The sequence below is a fragment of the Tistrella mobilis KA081020-065 genome (assembly GCF_000264455.2).
Lineage (GTDB): Bacteria > Pseudomonadota > Alphaproteobacteria > Tistrellales > Tistrellaceae > Tistrella > Tistrella mobilis.
This window is the reverse complement of sequence record NC_017966.1, coordinates 513,572-533,390: the sequence shown is the minus strand read 5'-3', so window position 1 is coordinate 533,390 and position 19,819 is coordinate 513,572. Positions and strand designations below refer to the sequence as shown.

Genomic DNA, 19,819 nt, shown 5'->3' with positions numbered 1-19,819 from the left:
CCGGCAATGGCCGCGGGCGAGGGCAGCCAGCCCGTGTCCGTTGCCTGGCCCGATCGTCCACCGTTTCGTCTGAGATACCGGAGACCCACATGAGCAGTTCGCAGGGCATGAGCAGTTTGCAGGGCATTCTGGCAGCCTCCATCACGCCGTTCGATTCCGACGGCCGCATCGATTTCGACGCCCTTGCGCGGCATCTGGTCCGGCTGGCCGATGCCGGCTGTGCGGGTGTGGTGATGAACGCGGTCACCGGCGAGGGCGGCAGCCTGCGGCCGGCCGAACGCCGCGACGCGCTGCGCTGTGCCGTCGACACCCTCGCCGGCCGGGCTGCAGTCATCGCCACGGCCGGCAGTGTCGGGGACTTCGAGACCGTCGAGGACATCCGCGCGGCCGAAGCGATCGGTGCTCAGGGGTTGATGATCCTGGCACCGTTCTTCTACCGCCTGACCCAGGCCGAACGTGTGGCCTATTTCCGCCGGATGGGCAGCGTCTCGGATCTCGACTACATCGTCTACAACACGACCTACACCTCGCCGATGCTGAGCCTGGACGAGTTGGAGGCGATCGCCGAGGTGAGCCCGCATTTCGTGGGTGTGAAGGAAGGCGATCAGCTCCAGGCATCGGAAGGCGTGCGGCGGCTGTCACCGCGGGTGGCGGTCTATACCTCACGGGACAGCTATATCGCCGAGCTTGGCTTCGCCGGCGGTGCCGGTGCCGTCACCTACACGTCCAATGTGGCGCCCGAACTGACCGTCGATCTCTGGAAGGCCGTGGCCGCCGGTGACGTCGCCCGGGCCCGGGCTTTGCAGCAGAAGCTGAACCCGCTGGCGCTGGGCCTCGTGACCCGAAGCTTCCCGAGCCCGATCAAGGCCGCGATGAAGCTGCAGGGCACGGATGGCGGCGTGTTGCGCACCCCGGTCACCGGGCTCGATGCCACCGAGATCGATCGGCTGGTGCAGATTCTGCGTGACCTCGAGGCTCCTTTGCAGGTGGCATCGTGACCGCAATCCATGCATTTAAGGCATGAGCCACCCAAAAGAATGAATTTGGGATAAAAGGCAGCCGGGGCGCAGAGTAGGTGACGATGATCCTGGAGATGATGGATTTGAAGTCGACAAAAATGCAGCTCTGATCATTTCAGATCATCTTGAGGGCGAGAGCATCATCCACCGGAACGTCTGTGGGAAGGGCGTCCGGCAACGACAGGGAGAACGGGAGATGTACAAGGGAATCATGGCGGGTGTCGGTCTCGCCTGTCTGGTGATGTCGGGTCATGCGGCATATGCAGAGGGAAGGCCGGCTGCGGGCAAGCTGGCGGAGGTCCAGAAGCGTGGCGCGCTCCGTTGCCCGGCCCATACCGGCAGCCAGCTGGGCTTCGCTCAGGTCGACGGCACCGGCAACTGGACCGGCTTCGACATCGACATGTGCCGGGTGTTCGCGACCGCGATCTTCGGCACCTATGAAGGCCATCTGGATCTGATCCCGATCAGTTGGGCCCAGCGCTGGCCGGCCCTCCAGTCGGGCGAACTCGACGTGGTGATCAAGCAGAGCGGCTGGACCCAGAGCCGCGATACCGAACTCGGCTTCAACGCCTCGCGCCCCTACATCATCGGCACCTTTCAGGTGATGACCCACAAGGAGCTGGGCGCTGCGCACATTACCGATCTGGATGGCGGATCGATCTGTGCGCCGGCCGGTTCGACCAATGAGCGGGTGATCGCCGAATATGCCGCGGCCAAGGGCATCAGTCTGGAGACGGTGTCCTACGAGAAGTGGGAAGAACTGCTGTCGGCCTATTTCGAAGGGCGCTGTGACGGGATCATCGGCACGGCTTCGACGCTCGCCGTGTCGCGCATGAACGCGAAGACCCCCGACGACCAGCTGATCCTGCCCGATGTGGTCTCTCTGGAAGCGCAGGTCTGGTACGTGAAAGAAGGCGACGACCAGTGGGAAGACATTGCCAACTGGGCGCTCAACGCTCTCTGGTTTGCGGAGCAGGAGGGCATCACCTCGAAGAATGTCGACGAGATCCGCGCCAATCCGCCGAGTGCGGCCATCGCCACCATGCTGGGCACCACCCCCGGCGTGGGCAAGCGCCTGGGTCTGCCCGACGACTGGGCCTATAATGTCATCAAGGTGAACGGCAATTATTCCGAGATCTGGGAGCGTGATCTCGGCATGGAGTCGGCCTTCAGGCTCGAACGCGGGATCAATGCGCTGTGGAAGGATGGCGGCGTCCACTATCCGGTCGCGTTCGACTGATGGCGGAGATCGCGCGCGGCGGGCGGGGCCGGCCCCGCATCCCCGGTCCGCTGACCGGGGAAAGGCGCCGTCTGAACGGTCTGGGATCCGCACGCACCCGCAGCCTTGTGATTCAGATGGTGGTGATCGGGGCCCTCGCGGCCCTGGTCGTCTGGCTGGTCGGCAATGCCCGGGCCGCCATTGCGTTCAACGGCATGGCGAGCGGTTTCGGTTTCCTGTGGCGCGCGACCGGCTGGGATCTCGGCTTCTCGGTCATTCCCTTCGGGCCGACCGATCCTTACTGGAAGGCGCTGCTCGCCGGCCTGCTCAACACGCTGCTGCTGGGGGCGGTGTCGCTCTCGATCGCGACCGTGGTCGGCGTCGTGATCGGTACCATCCGCAGTTCCCGCAATGCGGTCGCCAGCCTGGCCGGCACGGTCTATGTGGAAATCTTCCGCAACGTGCCGATGCTGGTGCAGCTGATGCTGTGGTACAAGATCCTCACCGCCCTTCCGCCCCCGCGTCAGGCGGTGTCGATGGGCGATGCGCTGTTCCTCAGCAATCGCGGCGTCTATCTGCCGGTGGCGAACCTGCCGGTGGCCGCCGGCATCGCCATCTGCGTCGTGATGGTCGCAGGGGTGGCCACCGCCCTCTGGCTGCTTCTGGCCAATAGGGGTGGTGCAACGCCGGGCACGAAGTTTCGCCGCGCGGGACTGGCCCTTCTGGCGGCACTGGGCCTGTCGGTGGCCATCTTCCAGGCGACCCACGTGCCGGGCACGCCGCTGCTCGACCTGCCGGCGCTGAAGGGGCTGAACCTGCGGGGCGGCTTCCGCCTGTCGCAGGAGATGCTGGCCTGCGTCATCGCACTCGCGGTCTACGGCTCGGCCTATATCGCCGAGATCATCCGCTCGGGATTCCAGTCGGTGGATCGCGGCCTGATCGAGGCCTCGAAGGCGCTGGGCCTGAGCGATGCCGCGACCTTCTTCCAGATCCGGTTGCCGCTGGCGATCCGGGCGGTGATGCCGACTCTGACCAGCCAGTATGTCTGGCTGCTCAAGGCGACCACGATCGGCCTTGCGGTCGGCTTCGCCGACTTCTTCCTCGTCGTTTCCAACGCGATCAACCAGAGCGGCCAGACTTTCGAGCTGATCGGCATCTTCATGGTCGTGTTCTGGTGCATCAACTATCTGCTGGCCACCCTCTTCAACCGGATCAATGCCGTGATCCGGCTGAAGGGCGACCAACTGCGCATGTCAGGCGGCCGGCTCGCCCCGGTGCGGTTGTTGCCGCGGTCATGGGGCGAGCTTCGGGCCGGCTATTTCCGCAGCTGGCGCAGTGGCTGTGCCAGCCTGATCTTCGGCCTTGCGATCGGCTGGATCGTGATCAGGGTCGGCGACTGGGCGGTGGTCTCGGCGGTCTGGGACCAGGCGGACCGTGCCCTCTGCCGGGCGGCCGATGCCGGCGCCTGCTGGAGCGTGATCGACGCCCGCTGGCGGCTGATCCTGTTCGGCCTCTATCCCGTCGAAGAGCAGTGGCGTTCGGCGCTCGGCTGTGCCCTGCTGATCGGTGCAGGCCTGCTGTCCGCCTGGCCGCGGATGTGGAACCTGCGGCGGATCGCCCTGTTGTGGGTGGGTGGTTTCACCGGCTTCTACCTGTTGATGAGCGGCGGCTTCGCCGGGCTGCGTGAACTGTCGCCGCAGGATTGGGGCGGGCTCGCCCTCACCCTTTTCGTCTTCGCCTCGGTGGTGATCATCGGCATGCCGCTCGCCATTCTTCTCGCCCTGGTCCGACGGTCGAAGCTTCAGCCGCTGGCGACGATCACCGGCGGGATCATCGACACCATCCGTGCCCTGCCGCTGCTGGCGCTGATCTACACTGCGGCGATCGTCCTGCCCTTTGCACTGCCCGGCTGGCTTCAGGGCGACAAGCTCTACCGGGTGATCCTGGTCTTTGCGCTGTTCTTCGCCTGCTATCAGGCCGAGATCCTGCGCAGCGGCTTCCAGGCCCTGCCCAAAGGGCAGGAGGAGGCGGCCATGGCGCTGGGGCTGCCCTATCGCGACCGCATCCTGCGGGTGCTGCTGCCCCAGGTGTTCAAGGCCATCCTGCCGCCGACGGTCAACCAGCTGGTCGTCACCTTCAAGGAAACCTCGCTGATCGTGGTGATCGGCTTCTTCGAGGTTCTGGCCTCGGGTGCCACCGCCTATGGCGATGCCGAGTGGAACTTCGCCTATCTGGAAGTCTATCTCTTCGTTGCCCTGATCTACTTCGCCTTCACCTTCTCGCTCTCCCGCTATGGTGCACATCTGGAGCACCGGCTGAACTCGTCCCGGAGGTAGTGCGTCCATGTCGTTGCAGGAACCGGCCGTGGTCATCCGCGGGATGAACAAGTTCTACAGCGGCTATCAGGCGCTGAAGGAGATCGATCTGGATGTCGCCCTGGGCGAAAAAGTGGTGATCTGCGGTCCTTCCGGGTCCGGCAAATCCACCCTGATCCGCTGCATCAACCGGCTGGAGGAGCATGATGGCGGTTCGATTGCCGTTTTCGGCCGGGAACTCGATGACCGGCTGGACAATGTCGACGCCGTCAGGCGTGAGGCCGGCATGGTCTTCCAGCATTTCAACCTGTTCCCGCATCTGACGGTGATCGACAACTGCATGCTGGCGCCGCTCTGCGTGCGCCGGCTGTCCAGGCGTGCCGCCCGGGAACGGGCGATGGCCTGTCTTGCACGGGTGCACATCGCCGATCAGGCCGACAAGTATCCGGGGCAGCTGTCGGGTGGGCAGCAGCAGCGTGTGGCGATCGCCCGCGCGCTGTGCATGGAGCCTCGGATGATCCTGTTCGACGAGCCGACCTCGGCGCTGGATCCCGAGATGATCTCGGAGGTGCTCGAGGTGATGGTCACGCTGGCACGTGACGGCATGACGATGATCTGTGTGACCCATGAGATGGGGTTTGCCCGCCAGGTGGCCGACCGGGTGGTGTTCATGGCCGATGGCAGGGTCGTCGAACAGGCCGATCCGGCCCGCTTCTTCTCCGATCCGGCGACACCACGCGCCAGGACCTTTCTGTCGCAGCTCCTCAATCACTGAGTGACGAAGGCCTTCCCTGCCACGCCACATGTACGCTTTGGCAACCGGAGCGAAACGGTGATAGAACGCCTGTCCGATGCACCCGCATCGGACAGGGGGAGGGGCAGGCCATGTCGCCGCAGGAACCGATCGCCACCAGGCAGCCGGCCGGGTTGCAGCCGACCCGGCCGATGCCGGCCTGGCTTCGCCACCCCGCCCGGGCCGGGGTCGTGTTCCTGATCATCTTCATCGCTGCGCTGTTCGGGATCTTCACCCGGCCGGTGGGCTTTCTGGCGGCGGTCTGGCCGGCCAATGCGATCCTGCTCGGCATGATGTTGCGCTGGAAGGGGACATCAGGCCCGGCGGGGTGGCTGGGGGCGGCCCTCGGCTATGTGCTGGCGGATTATCTCACCGGTTCGCCGCTGGATGTCAGCCTGTGGATGACGGCGGCCAACATGGCCGGGGTTGCGGTGGGGGTGCTGCTGCTCCGGCGGCTCACGCCTGCGCAGCTGGCGCTCACCCGGTCGTCCGGGGTGTTGGCGCTGGCGGGCACGGCGCTGGCGGTCGCGACCGTCGGTGCCGGGCTGGGGTGCCAGGCCGAGGCCGTGCTGTTCGGCCGCTCGCCGGTCGAGGCCTTCGGCAACTGGTTCGGTGCCGATCTGCTGAACGTGATGGCCATCCTGCCGGTGATCCTGACCATGCCGGAGCGGCTGGGCGCATCGTCGGCGCCCCCGGCGCTGCCGCCCCGCCCCGAACGCCGGCGCCGGCCGCCGATCCCGCGGCTGGAAGAGGTCGCCCCCTGGCGCTGGGCGCCGGCCGTGGCACTGGCCCTGTCGCTGCTGGCCACCGTGCTGGTCGGCGGTGCCGGGGCGCTGACCTTTCCGGTACCGGCGTTGCTCTGGTGCGCGTTGCGCTACCGGCCGTTCGGCACCGCGGTACTGGTTCTGGTCTCGGCGCTCGCCATGGTGCTGATGGTGTCGGCGGGGCATGTGCACCTCGCGCCCGCCGATCCCGCGCGAGGACATGATCTCGATCCGCATCGGCATCACCCTCACCGCGCTGGCGCCGCTCACCGTCGTCGCGGTCACCGCCAGCCGCGAAGAGCTGATGGAGCGCCTGCATCATGCCGCCACCCATGACGGGCTGACCGGCACGCTCGCCCGCACCGCCTTCATGGAAAAGGCGCGGGCGCTGACCGACCGTCTGGCCGGGGAGGGCCGGCCGGCCGCGGTGATCACCGTCGATGCCGATCATTTCAAGCGGGTCAACGACAATTGGGGGCATCCGGCCGGGGATCGGGTGCTGGCCAGGCTGGCGGGTGTGATGCAGGCGAGCCTGCGCTGCGAGGATCTGCTGGGCCGGATCGGCGGCGAGGAATTCGCCGTGCTGCTGACCGATGTCGACGGGGTGGAGGCGCGGAGGATCGCCGTGCGGCTGCTCGACGCCATTCGCGGCGTCGAGGTGCCGCTCGGGCCCGGCGTCGAGGCCTATTGCGGATCGGCCAGCCTGGGGGTGGCGCTGGTGACACCCGACGGCGCCGGGCTGGAGGCAGCTCTTGCCGCAGCCGATCGCGCCATGTACCGCGCCAAGCAGAACGGCCGCAACCGGGTGGAGATGGCCTGACCGCCGCGATCAGCCCTTGGCGCTGTGGCCGGTCAGGACCCGGCGATAGCCGATGATGAAAATCAGGAACCCCGCGATCCAGCCGCCCGCGGCCAGATCGGTGAGCGGCATGGTCAGATCGCCGGCAAGGCTGCTGCCGGCGGCGACCCGCGCCAGCGCCGCGACCGTCAGGCAGGCATAGGCCGTGCGCGCGGCGGGCCCGGCCGTCAGCGGCAGCCCGCCATGGCCGAGTGCCGCGCGGCTCATCACCGCCAGGGTCATCAGCCCGACGGCACCGGCGCTCCAGGCGTGCAGCGCCGCCTGCGGGGTGAGGCTGCCCGGCAGCAGAACCGACAGCGCGACGGCCAGGAACCCGATCGGCACGAAGGCATAGGCGAGGTGCAGCACCAGCACCAGTGCCTCGCCACCGGTCCGCCAGCCGGCCCAGCGGGCAAGGCGGGCGATGTGCAGCAGCCCGGCTGCGAGCGCCGCCCAGGCGGTGACCATTGCCTCGGGCAGGATGGCCCAGAGCGCCAGGGCCATGGCCGCAACCGCCATGCAAACCGCATCGACACGGTTGAAGGGCACCGGCAGCGGGCCGGCTCCGGGCTGCTTCGCCAGCCAGTTGCGGGTGAAGCTGGGCACGATCCGCCCGCCGACCAGCATGATCAGCAGCAGGGTCACCCCCAGCCCGGCGCGCAGCCAGGGCCGGGTATCGGTCTCCAGGATCAGCGCGGCATGAAACCCGGCATCGGCGGCGATCAGCAGGGCGAGCAGGACCAGAACCTTCAGGTTGCGTTGGTTGCGGGCTGCCAGGATCTCGCGGCCGATCGCGAGCGCCAGAACCACCGGAAAGACGAGATCGAACCCGGCCGTGATCCAGGGGCCGGTTGTGCCGGCGAGGCCCGCCGATGCCATGGCGACGCGTCCGGCCAGCCAGAGCAGGCCAAGCACCGCGATCGGCCGGCCGGTCAGCGGCAGGCGCCCGGTCCAGTTGGGCACCGCCGTCAGCAGGAAGCCCGCCACCACGGCGAAGACATAGCCGAAGACCATTTCATGGGCGTGCCAGTCGATCGGGCCGAGGCCGCCCGGCAGGGCGAAGATCCCGCGCAGCAGCGGCACCCAGATCGCCATCGCCAGCACCGCCCAGATCGAGGCGGTGAGGAAGAACAGGCGGAAACCGTGCAGGATCGGCGGTCCCGCCCGCCTGAGGGCGGCGCCGGAGGGGCGGCTGGTCATCGGATCTTTCTCCCTGTGCGTCAGGCCGGGCGGAAGGCACCGGCGGCATCGATCCGCCCGGCCCCGGTCAATTCCAGGCACCAGGGGATGGCGGGGAAGACGGCATCGAGGCAGACGCCGATCGCGGCCGGTTTGCCGGGCAGGGTGACGATCAGCGTCGAGCCGCGCAGCCCGGCGGTCTGGCGCGACAGGATGGCGGTGGGCACGGTCTTCAGGCTGGCGGCGCGCATCGCCTCGCCGAAGCCCGGCATCTCGCGGTCGATCACCCGGGCGAGGGCTTCGGGGGTGAGGTCGCGTGGTGAGGGCCCGGTGCCGCCGGTGGTCAGGATCAGCCCGGCCCCGGCCCGGTCGGCCAGATCGATCAGGGCGGCCGAAACCGGCTCGATCCCGTCAGGCACGATCCGCCGGTCGGGTGTCCAGGGGCTGGTGATCCGGGCGGAAAGGCAGGCCTCGATGGCCGGGCCGCCCTGATCCTGATAGCGGCCGTCGGCCGCGCGGTCCGAGATGGTCAGGATGCCGATGCGCATGGGAGAGGGCTTTCGGTTAAGGCGCGTGTCAGCCGCCGAGTGCCGCCATGTGGCGGCCGATGCCCTGCACGCGGTGGCGGTCGACGACGAAATCATGGCCGCGGGGCTTGAGCAGCAGCGCCCGGCGGATCACGTCTTCGGCCGCCGCGGCACCGCCGCCACGCAGCGCCGGCAGCAGATCGACCGAGCCTTCATGGCCGAGACAGGTATAGAGCCGGCCGGTGGCCGACACCCGCACCCGGTCGCAGCTTTCGCAGAAATTGTGGCTGAGCGGGGTGATGAAGCCGAGCCGGCCGCCGGTCTCTTCGATCCGGACATAGCGCGCCGGGCCGGCCGTGCGGTCGGGCAGATCGGTGAGCGTCCAGCGGTGGCCGAGTTCGGCGCGGAAGTGGCTGAGCGGCAGGTGCTGGTGGCGGCGATCGGTGCCGGTCTCGCCCAGCGGCATGACCTCGATCAGGGTCAGATCCATGCCCCGGCCATGGGCGAAGCGGATCAGCCGGTCGATCTCGTGCTCGATCTCGCCCGCCAGCGCCACGGTGTTGAGCTTCACATGCAGCCCGGCGGCCTGCGCCGCGTCGATGCCGGCCAGCACCTGGTCCAGATCGCCGCCGCGGGTGAGGGCGGCGAAGCGGCCGGGATCGAGGCTGTCGAGCGAGACGTTCACCCGCCGCACCCCGGCGGCCGCAAGGGCGTCGGCATGTCGGGCGAGCTGGGTGCCGTTGGTGGTGAGCGTCAGCTCGTCGAGCATGCCGTGGGCGACCAGCGCGCCCAGCCGCGCCACCAGGGTCATCACGCCGCGCCGGACCAGCGGTTCGCCGCCGGTGAGGCGGATGCGGCGGATCCCGGCTGCGATGAAGACATCGGCGAGCGTGGCCAGTTCGTCGAGCGAGGGGATGGCGGCGCGCGGCAGAAAGCGTGCCTGCGCCGGCAGGCAATAGACGCAGCGCAGATCGCAGCGATCGGTGACCGAGAGCCGCAGATAGCGGACCTGGCGGCCGAAGCTGTCGATCAGCGGGCAGCCCCGGGCCGCGTCTGCCACGCCCGACAGGGGCGGTGGCGGGTGGAGGATGCTCATGATCCGGTCTCCGCGAACCAGGCGAGCACGGCGGCCTCATCCGCCGGCAGTTCGGCCGCCATGCCGCCATGGAAGGCGGTGCAGGCCTCGGCATAGGGGCGGGCGGACGGCGGTCAGCACCGGCACGCCGGCATCGAGTGCGGCGGCCATCACTGCGCGCAGTCCGCCGCCATCGGCCTCGCCCTTGCCGAAGCGGTTGATCACCAGCAGGTCGAGCCCGCGGGCCAGCGCGGTTTCGGCCGCGATCGCCGCCTCGGCCAGGCCGCGCGGGTCCAGCCGGCAGCCGCGGGCGCCGGGGCCCAGATCCTGCGAGATCCGGATCAGCCGGCCGCTCTCCAGCTCTTCCAGATCCATGGCGGCGCAGCAGCCTTCGGGTGCGGGGCCTTCGCGCTGGACCAGGCCGCCGACCCGCAGGCCCCGGGCCCTGAGCCGGGCTGCCACCCGATCGAAGACGGCATCGGCGGGAATGCCGCGATCGACCATGATCACGGCCATGCGCGGCGCGGGGCTGTCGGTGGCGGTCATGACGGGTCTCCGGACAGATCGGTGTCGGCGAAAGGCAGCCAGCCGACGGGGTCACCGGGCGCCACCGTGTCCTGCGCGGCGGGGATGACGGCAAATCCGGTGGCGGCGACGAGCGGCACCAGCCGTGCGGCGCCGCTGCCGCCGGTGGTGACGACGGCGGGCTGCCGACCCGGCTGGCAGCTGAGGCGGGCGGGCAGAAATTCGGTACGCCCGGCCCGGCGGCCATGGGTGAAGCCGGCGGCGGCCATGACCGGCGGGGGCTCGGCCGGGCGCCCCTGCAACCGGCGGATCATCGCCGTGCCGAACAGGCGCAGGCCCAGCAATGCGGCCACGGGATTGCCCGGCAGGCCCAGGAAAACGGCACCCCCGATCCGGCCGAACATCACCGGCTTGCCGGGCTTCATCGCCACCCGCCAGCCCTCGATTGTGCCGCCGGCCGCGAGGAAGGCGGGTTTCAGGTGATCGCGATCACCGACCGAGGCCCCCCCGGTCGAGACGATCAGGTCGAAACGGCCCGCGGCATCGGTGATGGCGGCGGTGATGATCGCCTGATCATCGGGCAGGGCGCCCAGATCGGCCGCCGCGACATCGGGCCGCGCCAGCGCCGCCAGCAGCATCGGCCGGTTGGAATCATGGATCGCCGCCGGGCCGGGTGGGGCGCCCGGCGCCACCAGCTCGTCTCCGAAAGTCATCACGCCGACCCGGGTCCGCCGCACCACCGGCAGCACCGGCCGGCCGGCGATGGCGGCGAGCGCCACGGCGACGGCGTCGATCCGCCGCCCGGCCGGAAACAGGATCTGGCCGGCCCGGGCATCCTCTCCCGCGCGGCGGATATTGGCGCCGGGGCCGGGATCGCGGCGGATCGTCACCATCCCGTCCCCGGCCGTGCAGTCTTCCTGCATCACCACCCGGTCTAAGCCCGCGGGCACCGGGGCGCCGGTCAGGATGCGCAGGGCGTGCGGCCCGCTGTTCGCTGCCGGTGCGGCGCCGCCCGCTGCGGCAAGGCCGGTGACCGGCAACGGCCACGGCCCGCTGCCGCCCAGATCCTCGCCACGGAGGGCATAGCCGTCCATCGCGGCATGGTCGAAGCGGGGCATCGGTTCCGGAGCGACGAGCGGTGCGGCCGAGATCCGGCCCGCCGCCGTGGCCAGAGGCGCGTCGTCGGTGTCAGTGACCGGCCGGCAGAGCGCCACGGCGCGGGCCACCGCCTGGTCGAGGGCGAGCAGCCCGGGGCCGTCGCAGTTGCACTCTCCGGGGGAGGTCATGTCACATACTCCGTCATGGCGATGGGCACGCCGCGCCGCGCGGCCATGCGCTGGCCCAGCACCATCAGATCCTGATGGCCGAGCCGGGCCCGCGCAATCGGCAGGACCACGGCGTTCTCCAGGCAGAGATGCCGGCGCTCATCCGCCGCGAAGCCGGTCAGCATCTCGCGGAAGGCCGGATCGCGGCGGGTGGCGGGGTCGGGCAGGCCGGCGATGATCCGGGCGCGCGCGGTCCGGGCGGCGTCGTGATCGCGGGCGAGCCTCGCCAGCAGCCGGCGGATCCTGTCTTCGGGGCGCGCGCGGGCGCGGAGCAGGGGGAAGAGGTCGTCTTCCTCATCCGTCCAGTGGGGCTCGACCTCGGTCGCGAGGAAGCCGGTCACGGCGGTGATCAGCGCCGGATCGACATCCGGCGTGGTAGCGATCCGGTCCAGGCTGCGGAACAGGGCGCGCTGGCGGAAATGATCGGCGAAGATCCGGTCGAGCGGCGAGAGGAAAAGCGTGGGCGGCAGGCCCTCGGTCAGGGCGCCAAGGGCGATCCGGTCGGTTTCCATGCTCCCGCACCTCCTCCTCTGCCTGTCACCAGGGATCTGCCGCCGGGTCAGCGCACCAGCGGCCCCTCCGCCGTTGCCAGTGCGACGCCCCGGATATCGGCCTCCGCGGCCAGCACCGAGATGAACTGCGCGACGCCCCGGCTCCAGCTTGCGGCTTCGAGCCAGGCGGCGATGCGTGCCTCCACCGCTTCGAAGGGCAGCACCGCGCCGGGCAGGTGGCGGTCCAGCGCCACCACATGGACCCCGAACCGGGTCTCGACCGGTGCGGGCGCAATCTCCCCCGGGTTCATCCGGGCGAGCGCCGCCTCGAATTCGGGCACGGTAGAGCCGCGGACCAGCTGGCCCAGACGGCCGCCCTCCGCCCGGGACGGGCAGGCGGAAAAGGCGGTGGCGAGGTCCGCGAAGCGGTCGGGATCGCTCGCCAGCTCGGCCAGGATCGCCTGCGCCCGCTCGCGCGTCGCTTTGCGGCCGGCCTCGTCGGTCTCTGTGGCGGCGAGCAGGATGTGCCGCGCCTCCCAGACCGGAGAGGTCGTGAAACGCCCGGGATGGCTGTCGTAATGGCGCCGGCAGGCGGCCGTGTCTGCCTGGGGCGTGGTGACCTCGGCATCGAGCAGGGCGCGGATCAGCGCCTCGTCGTCCAGCTCCTGCCGGCCCTGGCCGTCGGTGCCGGGGCGGGCCGTGATGTCGCGGGCCCGGGCGGCGTTCAGCAGCAGCTCGCGGATCACCAGCGCTTGCGCCGCAGCATTGCGGGCGGTGTCCGGGTCGGGGCCCGGATGATTGTGCATCTCGGCCCGGATCTCCTCTTCGGGGATGTCCCGCCCGTCAACCGAAACGGGGACGGGGTCGGCCATGTGCATATGGCTGGCGGCGTGGTGGGCATGCCGGGCGGCGGCGGACCGTGCCGCCGCGACACGCGGGCTCTGACGGATGACGACCATCTCTGCCTCCGTTCAACGGGTGCCGGGCCGGGCGGCCGCGGGGCGGCTGGCGCCGGGGTGGTTGCCGACGGGCCGGCGGCGCGTCCGCACAACCTGATAACCCGGGCGCCAGACATAGCGGATGGGGGCGCTGAGCATGTGGACGAGCCGCGTGAAAGGGAAGAGCAACAGGATCGTCAGCCCCAGGAAGAGGTGCGCCTTGAAGATCGGGTGGACATCGGCGATGTAGCCGGCGGCGGCGGTGTCGAAGGTGAAGATGCCCTGTGCCCAGCTCATGAACTTCACCATCTCATGCCCGTCCAGATGGCCGAGCGAGACCGGGATGGTGGCGAGCCCGAGCGCCAGTTGCAGCCAGAGCAGCACGATGATCAGCAGATCGGTGGTGCTGGAGGTGCGCCGGATGCGCGGGTCGAAGAAGCGGCGATGGATCAGCAGGCTGGCACCGATGATGGCCGCGATGCCGGCGACGCCACCCGCCACGATCGCCAGCAGCTGCTTGGCGCCATGGCTGATGCCCAGCGTGTCGAAGACCTGGATGGGGGTCAGCAGCCCGACCAGATGGCCCGCGAAGATCACCAGCACGCCCAGATGGAACAGCACCGAGCCCCAGATCAGCTGGCGGCGGCGGAGCAGCTGGCTGGATCCCGATCGCCAGGTATAGGGGTCGCGGTCATAGCGCAGCGCGCTGCCCAGGATCAGCACCGCGAGTGCCACATAGGGATAGACGCCGAACACGGCGCCGTGGATGTAGCTGGCCATCACGAAACCTCCTCTGTTGCGGCCGGCGCCGGGTCTGCGGCGGGGCGGGCGGCGGCACGCAGGCGCCGGCGCAGCCGGTCGGGGCCGCAGTCGCCCTCGCCGGCTGCGGCACCGGCAAAGCGCACGGCGTCTTCCTCCCAGACCTGGTCGAGGGCGGCCAGATCGGTCGGGTCGTCATCGGGCAGGTCCATCACCATCGCGACCGCCTCGCGGTCTTCGGCGGTGGCGCCGGCTGCGATCAGCGCGGCGAAGATCGCGGCATAGGGGCTGTTGCGGGCGATCAGCCGTTCCTGCAGGGCTTCGATGATATGGCCGATGCCGCCCGCCAGTTCCGTGGCCTCGGCCGCGCTGCGGGTCGAGAGATATTCAAGGAAGGCCGGCAGGTGATCCGGCAGCTCGCGGGCGCCGAGTACGAAACCCGCCGCCTCGTACATGCCGAGCAGATCGACCATCGCCTGGCCGCGATCGCGGCTTTCGCCATGGACATGCTCGAACAGGTTCAGCGACAGCGACCGGGTGCGGTCGAAGAGCAGGACATAGTCTTCCTGCGCCGCATAGATGTCGCGATCGGCGATGGTGCCGACCAGTTCGTTGAGCGCCGTGCGCAATGCGGACGGAAGGCAGGTCTCCGCAGCGATGGCGGCGCGAAGCTCCGGCGCTGCGGCCTGAAGCTCCGGCGTCGGATAGGTGAGCAGCACCGAGGCGATCTTGAAGATCCGGGACATGGCGTCAGGCCTCCCCGCGGAAGACGTCGGTGGGGGTGTGGACCGTGCGGGTGCGCTTCGCTCCGAACAGGTCGACGCCGCTGGTGCCGCCCGAACAGCCATTGCCGAACGAGAAGCCGCAGGAGCCGCGGACGTCATAGGCGTCCTCGCCGATCTCGCGATGGCTGGTCGGGATCACGAAGCGGTCTTCGTAATTCGCGATCGCCATGATCCGGTACATGTCCTCGATCAGCGCACCGTTCAGTCCGACCGAGCGGGCCAGGGCCTCGTCGCGCACGCCGTCGATGGTCTTGGCGCGCATATAGCCGCGCATGGCCAGCATGCGCTTCAGCGCCGTGATCACCGGCTGTTCGCGGCCGGCGGTCAGCAGGTTGGCGAGATAGCGCACGGGGATGCGCAGCGACGAGACATCGGGCATCTCGCCGTCCATGCCGATCCGGCCGGCATCGGCGGCGGACTGGATCGGCGACAGCGGCGGCACGTACCAGACCATCGGCAGGGTCCGGTATTCGGGGTGGAGCGGGAAGGCGATCTTCCAGTCCATCGCCATCTTCCAGACCGGCGAATGCCGGGCGGCTTCGAGCCAGGCCTCGGGCACGCCGTCGCGCCGGGCCTGGGCGATCACCTCGGGGTCGTTCGGGTCCAGGAAGATCGAGAGCTGGGCCTCGTAGAGATCACCCTCGTCGGGTGTCGCCGCGGCGGCCTCGATACGGTCGGCGTCATAGAGCAGCACACCCAGATAGCGGATACGGCCGACGCAGGTTTCGGAACAGACGGTGGGCTGGCCGGCCTCGATGCGCGGATAGCAGAAGACGCATTTCTCGGATTTGCCCGAAGACCAGTTGTAATAGATCTTCTTGTAGGGGCAGCCCGAGACGCACATCCGCCAGCCGCGGCATTTTTCCTGGTCGATCAGGACGATGCCGTCCTCGTCGCGCTTGTAGATCGCGCCCGAGGGGCAGGCGGCGACGCAGGTCGGGTTCAGGCAGTGTTCGCAGAGCCGGGGCAGATACATCATGAAGGTGTTCTCGAAGGCCCCGTAGATCTCCTTCTCCACATCCGCGAAGTTGTAATCGGCCGACCGTTTGGCGAATTCGCCGCCCAGGATCTCTTCCCAGTTCGGCCCCCAGACGATCTTCTCCATCCGCTCGCCCGTCACCAGGGATCGCGGCCGCGCGGTGGGCGAGGCCTGAACCTCGCCCGCAGTCTGGAGATGGCCATAGTCGAAATCGAACGGCTCGTAATAGTCGTCGATCTCGGGCAGGTCGGGATTGGCGAAGATCTTGGCCAGCACCCGCCATTTGGCGCCCATGCGCGGCCGTATGCGGCCGTCGGAGGTGCGGGTCCAGCCGCCGTTCCAGCGCTTCTGGTTCTCCCAGTCCTTGGGATAGCCGATGCCCGGCTTGGTCTCGACATTGTTGAACCAGGCGTATTCCACGCCCTCGCGGTTCGTCCACACGTTCTTGCAGGTCACCGAACAGGTGTGGCAGCCGATGCATTTGTCCAGATTGAGGACCATGCCGACCTGTGCTCTGACTTTCATTCCGCCGCCTCCTCACGATACGGCCCTTCCAGCCAGTCGATCTTGTCCAACCGCCGGACGACAACGAATTCGTCGCGGTTGGAGCCGACCGTGCCGTAGTAATTGAAGCCGTAAGACTGCTGCACATAGCCGCCGATCATGTGTGTCGGCTTGGTGATGGCGCGGGTCACCGAGTTGTGGATGCCGCCGCGCTGGCCGGTGACCTTCGATCCCGGCGTATTCACGATCTTTTCCTGGGCGTGGTACATATACAGCGTGCCCTGCTTCATGCGCTGGGACACGACCGCCCGCGCGACCAGCGCGCCGTTGGCGTTGTAGACCTCCACCCAGTCGTTGTCGGTGATGCCGGCCCGGGCGGCGTCCACCTCCGACATCCAGACCACCGGCCCGCCGCGATTGAGCGTCAGCATCAGCAGATTGTCGGAATAGGTGGAGTGGATGCCCCATTTCTGGTGCGGGGTGATGAAGTTCAGCACCACCTGCGGCGTGCCGTCGTCCTTCTCGCGGATCACCGGATCGATCGAGCGGGTGTCGATCGGCGGCCGGTAGAGGCAGAAGCCCTCGCCGAAGGCCCGCATCCAGAGATGATCCTGATAGAGCTGCTGACGGCCGGTCAGCGTGCGCCAGGGGATCAGCTCGTGGACATTGGTATAGCCGGCGTTGTAGCAGACGCTTTCCGACTCGATGCCCGACCAGGTGGGCGACGAGATGATCTTGCGCGGCTGGGCGACGATGTCGCGGAAGCGGATCTTCTCGTCTTCCTTGGGCAGGGCCAGATGGGCATGGTCGCGGCCGGTGGCCTTCGACAGCGCCTCCCAGGCCTTCACCGCCACCTCGCCATTGGTCTCGGGCGCCAGCATCAGGATGACTTCGGTCGCGTCGATATCGGTCTCGATCCGCGGCCGTCCGGCCGTGCTGCGGCCCTCGGGCTGGATGCCGTTCAGCCGGCCCAGCGCCTCGACCTCGTGGCTGGTCTTCCAGCCGATGCCCTTGCCGCCATTGCCGAGCGTGTCCATCAGCGGCCCGAGGGCCGTGAAGCGGTCGTAGAGCCCCGGATAGTCGCGCTCCACCACCGCGATCTGCGGCGCGGTGCGGCCGGGCTCCGGCTTAGCACCCGCACGCTTCCAGTCATGCACGTCGAAGGGCTGGGCCATTTCGCCGGCGGTGTCGTGCAGGATCGGCGTCAGCACGACATCGGTCTCCACCCCCAGCACCTCGGGTGCCACTTTCGAGAAGGCGCGCGCCAGCCCCTTGAAGATCTCCCAGTCGCTCCGCGCTTCCCAGGCCGGATCGGCCGCGGCCGACAGCGGGTGGATGAAGGGATGCATGTCCGAAGTGTTGAGGTCGTTCTTCTCGTACCAGGTGGCGGTGGGCAGAACGATGTCGGAATAGACGCAGGTGGTCGACATGCGGAAGTCGAGCGTGACCAGCAGGTCGAGCTTGCCTTCCGGCGCCCGGTCGTGCCACGCGGCCTCGGTGGAGCGCCGCCGGCCCTCTTTGCCCAGATCCTTGCCGAGCACGCCATGCGAGGTGCCGAGCAGGTGCTTCAGGAAGTATTCATGGCCCTTGCCCGACGAGCCGAGCAGGTTGGAGCGCCAGACGAACAGGTTGCGCGGCCAGTTCTCGGGCGCATCCGGATCTTCGGCCGACATCTTCAGCGAGCCGTCGGCCAGGCCGTCGACGATATAGTCTTTGACCTCCCGGCCGGCCTTGCCTGCGGCGGCGGCGAGCGTCAGCGGGTTGGTGGCGAGCTGGGGGGCCGATGGCAGCCAGCCCATGCGCTCGGCACGGATGTTGTAGTCGATCAGGCTGCCCGACCAGTCGCCCTCGGGGGCCGTCGGCGACAGGATCGAGGCGACGTCGAGCGTTTCATAGCGCCACTGATCGGTATGGGCATAGAAGAAGGAGGTGCCGTTCATCTGCCGCGGCGGCCGGTTCCAGTCCAGCCCGAAGGCGAGCGGCAGCCAGCCGGTCTGCGGCCTGAGCTTTTCCTGGCCGACATAATGGCTCCAGCCGCCGCCGGACTGGCCGATGCAGCCGCACATGATCAGGAGATTGATGATCCCCCGATAGTTCATGTCCATGTGGTACCAGTGGTTCAGCCCGGCGCCCAGGATGACCATCGACCGGCCATTGGTCTTTTCGGCATTGCGGGCGAATTCGCGTGCGACCGTGATGATATGGCCGCGCGGCACGCCGGTGATGCGCTCCGCCCAGGCGGGGGTATAGGGCTCGTTCAGATCGTAGTCGCGGGCGACATTGGCGCCGCCCAGGCCGCGATCCAGGCCGTAATTGGCGGCCAGCAGGTCGAAGACGGTGGCGACCAGCGCCTCGCCGTCGGCCAGTTGCACCCGCCGCGCCGGCACCCGGCGGTCCAGCACGTCGGCATGATCGGTGCCTTCGAAATGGTCGTGCTTGCGGTTGCCGAAATAGGGGAAGCCGACCTCGACCACCTCGTCATGCAGCGGGCCTGCGAGCAGGGTCATCACCGGTTCGATCTCGCGGCCCCGGCCGTCGCGCGGCTCCAGGTTCCAGCGGCCGGCATCCCCCCAGCGGAAGCCGGCGGAGCCCTGCGGCACCACGATCTCGCCCGAGCGGTGGTCGAGGGCGACCGTCTTCCACTCGGTATTCGCCGTCTCGCCAAGGCCGCCTTCGAAATCCGAGGCGCGCAGCAGCCGGCCCGGAACCAGCCGGTCGCCGCGACGTTCCAGCCGCACCAGCATCGGCATGTCGGTGTAGCGCCGGCAATAGTCCTCGAAATAGGGCGTGGTGCGGTCCAGATGGAATTCGCGCAGCACCACATGCCCCAGCGCCATGGCCAGCGCCGCATCGGTGCCCTGTTTGGGGTGCAGCCAGAGATCGGCGAATTTGGCCGCTTCGGAGTAGTCGGGTGAGACCACCACCGATTTGGCGCCCTTATAGCGGACCTCGGTATAGAAATGGGCGTCGGGCGTGCGGGTCTGGGGCACGTTCGATCCCCAGAGCATCAGAAAGCCGGCATTGTACCAGTCGGCCGATTCCGGCACGTCGGTCTGCTCGCCCCAGGTCATCGGCGAGGCCGGCGGCAGGTCGCAATACCAGTCGTAGAACGACAGGCACACCCCGCCCAGCAGCGACAGATAGCGCGAGCCCGCAGCGTAGGAGACCATCGACATCGCCGGGATCGGCGAGAAGCCGATCACCCGGTCAGGGCCATGGGCCTTGACGGTGTGGGCATTGGCGGCGGCGATGATCTCGTTCACCTCGTCCCAGTCGGCCCGCACGAAGCCGCCCAGGCCGCGGAGCTTCGTGTAAGAGGCGCGGGCCGCCGGGTCGTTCACGATCGAGGCCCAGGCCGCCACCGGCGGCAGGCTGGCGCGGGCGGCGCGCCAGGCCTTGAGCAGCCGGCCGCGGATCAGCGGATGCTTCACCCGGTTGGCCGAATACATGTACCAGCTGTAGCTGGCGCCGCGCGAACAGCCGCGGGGTTCGTGGTTGGGCAGGTCGGGCCGGGTGCGGGGATAGTCGGTCTGCTGGGTTTCCCAGGTGACGATGCCGCCCTTGACGTAGATCTTCCACGAGCACGAACCCGTGCAGTTCACGCCATGGGTGGAGCGCACGATCTTGTCGTGCTGCCAGCGCTTGCGATAGGCGTCTTCCCAGGCGCGGCTTTCGGTGGTGGTGACGCCGTGGCCGTTCGAGAACCGGCCGACGGTCTTCTCGGACAGGAAGTTGAGGCGGTCGAGGAGATGGCTCATCGGGACGAATTCCTTGCGTGCGGCGG

17 protein-coding genes are annotated in these 19,819 nt (G+C 68.7%); 6 read left to right on the top strand and 11 right to left on the bottom strand.

Going from position 1 to position 19,819, the window contains the following annotated elements; translation table 11 throughout:
• Positions 1–89: 89 nt before the first annotated feature.
• The 6 genes from TMO_RS23085 to TMO_RS30800 all read left to right on the top strand — a co-directional run bounded on the left by TMO_RS23085 (position 90) and on the right by TMO_RS30800 (position 6,930).
• Positions 90–998, top strand: coding sequence for a dihydrodipicolinate synthase family protein (locus TMO_RS23085; protein WP_014753227.1), 909 nt, complete (start codon positions 90–92; stop codon positions 996–998).
• A 217-nt stretch (positions 999–1,215) separates the two neighbouring features.
• Positions 1,216–2,259, top strand: a complete 1,044-nt coding sequence (locus tag TMO_RS23080) for a transporter substrate-binding domain-containing protein (RefSeq protein WP_014753226.1) — start codon at positions 1,216–1,218, stop codon at positions 2,257–2,259.
• A 116-nt stretch (positions 2,260–2,375) separates the two neighbouring features.
• The gene (locus TMO_RS30805) at positions 2,376–4,574 is read left to right on the top strand and encodes an ABC transporter permease subunit (RefSeq protein ID WP_187297862.1); all 2,199 of its coding nucleotides are present in this window, start codon (positions 2,376–2,378) and stop codon (positions 4,572–4,574) included.
• 7 nt (positions 4,575–4,581) lie between these two features.
• Positions 4,582–5,328 carry an amino acid ABC transporter ATP-binding protein gene (locus TMO_RS23065; protein ID WP_014753224.1) on the top strand — a complete coding sequence of 249 codons (747 nt, stop codon included), beginning with the start codon at positions 4,582–4,584 and terminating at the stop codon, positions 5,326–5,328.
• Positions 5,329–5,438: 110 nt separating this feature from the next.
• Positions 5,439–6,446: a hypothetical protein gene (locus tag TMO_RS31865; RefSeq protein WP_014753223.1), complete on the top strand. Its 1,008-nt coding sequence runs from the start codon at positions 5,439–5,441 to the stop codon at positions 6,444–6,446.
• Positions 6,331–6,930: a GGDEF domain-containing protein gene (locus TMO_RS30800; RefSeq protein WP_187297861.1), complete on the top strand. Its 600-nt coding sequence runs from the start codon at positions 6,331–6,333 to the stop codon at positions 6,928–6,930. The genes TMO_RS31865 and TMO_RS30800 overlap by 116 nt, the downstream gene beginning before the upstream one ends.
• A gap of 9 nt (positions 6,931–6,939) precedes the next feature.
• On the opposite strand, the gene TMO_RS23055 is transcribed toward TMO_RS30800, so the two are convergent.
• From TMO_RS23055 to TMO_RS23010, 11 genes are read right to left on the bottom strand one after another with little or no spacing between them, the layout of a single operon-like run.
• Complete coding sequence (locus tag TMO_RS23055) at positions 6,940–8,148, bottom strand: NnrS family protein (protein WP_014753221.1); 1,209 nt, start codon at positions 8,146–8,148, stop codon at positions 6,940–6,942.
• A gap of 20 nt (positions 8,149–8,168) precedes the next feature.
• Positions 8,169–8,675 carry a molybdopterin adenylyltransferase gene (mog, locus tag TMO_RS23050; protein WP_014753220.1) on the bottom strand — a complete coding sequence of 169 codons (507 nt, stop codon included), beginning with the start codon at positions 8,673–8,675 and terminating at the stop codon, positions 8,169–8,171.
• 28 nt (positions 8,676–8,703) lie between these two features.
• A complete protein-coding gene (gene moaA / locus TMO_RS23045; protein WP_014753219.1) occupies positions 8,704–9,750 on the bottom strand; it encodes a GTP 3',8-cyclase MoaA in 1,047 nt (348 codons plus the stop codon).
• A 36-nt stretch (positions 9,751–9,786) separates the two neighbouring features.
• Positions 9,787–10,275, bottom strand: coding sequence for a DUF2478 domain-containing protein (locus TMO_RS23040; RefSeq protein ID WP_014753218.1), 489 nt, complete (start codon positions 10,273–10,275; stop codon positions 9,787–9,789).
• Positions 10,272–11,540, bottom strand: a complete 1,269-nt coding sequence (gene glp / locus TMO_RS23035; RefSeq protein WP_014753217.1) for a gephyrin-like molybdotransferase Glp — start codon at positions 11,538–11,540, stop codon at positions 10,272–10,274. Before glp ends, TMO_RS23040 begins: the two co-directional genes overlap by 4 nt.
• Entirely contained in the window at positions 11,537–12,091 is a 555-nt protein-coding gene (locus TMO_RS29930) for a hemerythrin domain-containing protein (protein ID WP_014753216.1), read from the bottom strand. Before TMO_RS29930 ends, glp begins: the two co-directional genes overlap by 4 nt.
• A gap of 47 nt (positions 12,092–12,138) precedes the next feature.
• Positions 12,139–13,029, bottom strand: coding sequence for a peptidylprolyl isomerase (locus TMO_RS23030; RefSeq protein ID WP_014753215.1), 891 nt, complete (start codon positions 13,027–13,029; stop codon positions 12,139–12,141).
• 12 nt (positions 13,030–13,041) lie between these two features.
• Complete coding sequence (narI, locus tag TMO_RS23025; protein ID WP_014753214.1) at positions 13,042–13,788, bottom strand: respiratory nitrate reductase subunit gamma; 747 nt, start codon at positions 13,786–13,788, stop codon at positions 13,042–13,044.
• On the bottom strand, positions 13,788–14,513 hold the full coding sequence (gene narJ, locus TMO_RS23020) for a nitrate reductase molybdenum cofactor assembly chaperone (RefSeq protein ID WP_014753213.1): 726 nt from the start codon (positions 14,511–14,513) through the stop codon (positions 13,788–13,790). Before narJ ends, narI begins: the two co-directional genes overlap by 1 nt.
• A 4-nt stretch (positions 14,514–14,517) precedes the next feature.
• Entirely contained in the window at positions 14,518–16,056 is a 1,539-nt protein-coding gene (gene narH, locus TMO_RS23015; protein WP_014753212.1) for a nitrate reductase subunit beta, read from the bottom strand.
• Positions 16,053–19,793, bottom strand: a complete 3,741-nt coding sequence (locus TMO_RS23010; RefSeq protein WP_014753211.1) for a nitrate reductase subunit alpha — start codon at positions 19,791–19,793, stop codon at positions 16,053–16,055. The genes narH and TMO_RS23010 overlap by 4 nt, the downstream gene beginning before the upstream one ends.
• Positions 19,794–19,819 lie beyond the last annotated feature (26 nt).

Bases quoted from the DNA above. Each gene is read 5' to 3' on its own strand.
- TMO_RS23085 (WP_014753227.1), top strand. From the start codon at position 90: ATGAGCAGTTCGCAGGGCATGAGCAGTTTGCAGGGCATTCTGGCAGCC.
- TMO_RS23080 (WP_014753226.1), top strand. From the start codon at position 1,216: ATGTACAAGGGAATCATGGCGGGTGTCGGTCTCGCCTGTCTGGTGATG.
- TMO_RS30805 (WP_187297862.1), top strand. From the start codon at position 2,376: ATGGTGGTGATCGGGGCCCTCGCGGCCCTGGTCGTCTGGCTGGTCGGC.
- TMO_RS23065 (WP_014753224.1), top strand. From the start codon at position 4,582: ATGTCGTTGCAGGAACCGGCCGTGGTCATCCGCGGGATGAACAAGTTC.
- TMO_RS31865 (WP_014753223.1), top strand. From the start codon at position 5,439: ATGTCGCCGCAGGAACCGATCGCCACCAGGCAGCCGGCCGGGTTGCAG.
- TMO_RS30800 (WP_187297861.1), top strand. From the start codon at position 6,331: ATGATCTCGATCCGCATCGGCATCACCCTCACCGCGCTGGCGCCGCTC.
- TMO_RS23055 (WP_014753221.1), bottom strand. From the start codon at position 8,148: ATGACCAGCCGCCCCTCCGGCGCCGCCCTCAGGCGGGCGGGACCGCCG.
- mog (WP_014753220.1), bottom strand. From the start codon at position 8,675: ATGCGCATCGGCATCCTGACCATCTCGGACCGCGCGGCCGACGGCCGC.
- moaA (WP_014753219.1), bottom strand. From the start codon at position 9,750: ATGAGCATCCTCCACCCGCCACCGCCCCTGTCGGGCGTGGCAGACGCG.
- TMO_RS23040 (WP_014753218.1), bottom strand. From the start codon at position 10,275: ATGACCGCCACCGACAGCCCCGCGCCGCGCATGGCCGTGATCATGGTC.
- glp (WP_014753217.1), bottom strand. From the start codon at position 11,540: ATGACCTCCCCCGGAGAGTGCAACTGCGACGGCCCCGGGCTGCTCGCC.
- TMO_RS29930 (WP_014753216.1), bottom strand. From the start codon at position 12,091: ATGGAAACCGACCGGATCGCCCTTGGCGCCCTGACCGAGGGCCTGCCG.
- TMO_RS23030 (WP_014753215.1), bottom strand. From the start codon at position 13,029: ATGGTCGTCATCCGTCAGAGCCCGCGTGTCGCGGCGGCACGGTCCGCC.
- narI (WP_014753214.1), bottom strand. From the start codon at position 13,788: ATGGCCAGCTACATCCACGGCGCCGTGTTCGGCGTCTATCCCTATGTG.
- narJ (WP_014753213.1), bottom strand. From the start codon at position 14,513: ATGTCCCGGATCTTCAAGATCGCCTCGGTGCTGCTCACCTATCCGACG.
- narH (WP_014753212.1), bottom strand. From the start codon at position 16,056: ATGAAAGTCAGAGCACAGGTCGGCATGGTCCTCAATCTGGACAAATGC.
- TMO_RS23010 (WP_014753211.1), bottom strand. From the start codon at position 19,793: ATGAGCCATCTCCTCGACCGCCTCAACTTCCTGTCCGAGAAGACCGTC.